2 protein-coding genes are annotated in these 1,901 nt (G+C 69.8%); both read left to right on the forward strand.

Annotated elements, in window-relative coordinates:
• Window positions 1-165 precede the first annotated feature (165 nt).
• Window positions 166-663, forward strand: a complete 498-nt coding sequence (locus tag ABZ646_RS45955; RefSeq protein ID WP_360533573.1) for a hypothetical protein — start codon at window positions 166-168, stop codon at window positions 661-663.
• 569 nt (window positions 664-1,232) lie between these two features.
• A partial coding sequence (locus ABZ646_RS45960; protein ID WP_360533575.1) for a hypothetical protein occupies window positions 1,233-1,901 on the forward strand: 669 nt, incomplete at its 3' end.

A 1,901-nucleotide genomic window follows, 5' to 3' on the forward strand; every position in this document is an offset into this window, starting at 1 on the left:
GTCGGCCTTACCGCCGCCCGCTGACCTGGCGGAAGGACGGATCTAGGACGGGCGCAGGATCCGCACCGGTAGCTTCACCCACATCGCGAGCGCCTGTCAGCGGGACGGCGCCGCACAGCTTCCGGTTGCCGGGACTATGGCTCCGGGGCCGACCGCAGGGGGAACATGCCAAGCTGGACCGGAGGCCTCGCCAAGGCCGTCGTCAGCGGGCTCATCGCTGTCAGCGGGGTGACCACCGGTGCTGGCAGCGGCCATGCCGACGGTGCGTATGCGTGCCGCTCCGGGGACCCGAACCACCCCGGGCGACTCGTGTCCGTGGTCGGCCGCTACGACCTGGTCGACCTCGACTCCTGCTACAACGTCCTGTCGGACGGCCGGACGATCGAAGCCAAGATCCCCTTCCAGCAAGCGACTGGCGGCGGACTGACGTACTGCGCGCATGCACTCAACGTGAACAATGTCTTCGGCCCTTGGGCCCACGACTTCGGCTGCACCTCCTCCTCCGAGGTGGGCGGATTCGTGTGGGCCGGTGGGGACCCCCCGTACGGTCCGTCATGGTCGGACTGGAAGGCGCCGGCCGGCACGTACGTGATCTCCACGGGGGTCTGGTACCAAGGCCACTACCACGGCGACGTCCAGAGCCCGAAGACCACCATCGGGTAGCCGGAAGCGACTGCCAGCCGGTCAAGTGCTCCGAAACGACATCGCGCTGCGCGGGAAGGCCCGAAAACGCGGACGCGTGCGGGTGGTCTTCGGCGATGGCGGCCGGCGCCCGGGAGTGACGGGCCAGGAACGTCCAACCCTGATCGACTGCCCTTGGCCGAAGTCCGTGACGCACTCCGGACGTTTGCGTTCAGCGGGACGATCCCCGGAGCAGCCCGCGCACGAGGGTCGACATGCCGGTCTGGACGGTGGGTCGACGCGGCGATCCGACCGCGACCGAAGCGGGCCCGGTCCCGCGGCCTCCTGCTCCGCCGATCCGGACCTGCCCGAACTCGCGCTGCCGTACAGGGCCGCCGCCCTCGCGCCGGTACGTCCTCGACGCCCCTCGCACGCAGACACGGAACGGGTGAGGCAATACGCCAAAGGCGACACCCTGCGGCACGGCGCCGGCACTCTCCCGGCGCCGAAATGACCCGAACCGGGCAGTAAGAGCCACTGCCGAACACGAAGCGTCGGCAGCCATGCGGTCATGGCATGTTGACCTCCCGACTTCCTCCCGGGAGGCACGCGTGCCCCACTCTCCCACCCTGACGGACTCGACACCGGCCTACCCCAGATGGTCCGACCGCCTGATACGCCAGCTCGACACCTTCGCGGCGAGGAGGTCCGGGGCCGAGAGGGTGCCCGCCCTGGTGCTCAACAGGCAGAACGGCGGCGATCCCCGATGGGCCGCCTACGTCATCCGGGAGTACGAGCACCGCCTTGCCCGAGGGCACGGCAACGCGCACGACCGGGTGCCGCACGCAGTCGTCGACGACGCGGAGCTGACCGGCGGCTTCCTCCCGGCGATCGACCGAGTGGCGCTGAGGTTCCAGCTCACCATGCCGTCAGGACGCCTGCGGCTACGGGCCTTCCACACCTGCCGGGCCGTACTGGAGTCGGAGCGCGGCACAGGAGACCTCCAGTCCCAGCAGCAGCCGATCGTCGACACTCTCTACTCCGAACTCCTCAAGCGGCGACGGACCCTGCGCGCCGGCGCGCACGTGGCGGACTTCCTGGGGCAGCATCTGCTGACCGGCTGGCTGCAGGCAATCGTCGCCGCGGCAGCCGTCGGGGTCCCCAAGCTGGTGTACCGCTGGTTCCTGCGGCACTGGGGCCTGAAGTGGGCGGCGGACGAATGTCGTACCGCCAACTTCCTGGACGCCGCCCTCTCCTTCTGCCAGGAAGGTGAACTGGAC

This window comes from Streptomyces sp. NPDC007162, from assembly GCF_040634175.1.
Classification (GTDB): domain Bacteria; phylum Actinomycetota; class Actinomycetes; order Streptomycetales; family Streptomycetaceae; genus Streptomyces.

Bases quoted from the DNA above. Each gene is read 5' to 3' on its own strand.
- ABZ646_RS45955 (WP_360533573.1), top strand. From the start codon at position 166: ATGCCAAGCTGGACCGGAGGCCTCGCCAAGGCCGTCGTCAGCGGGCTC.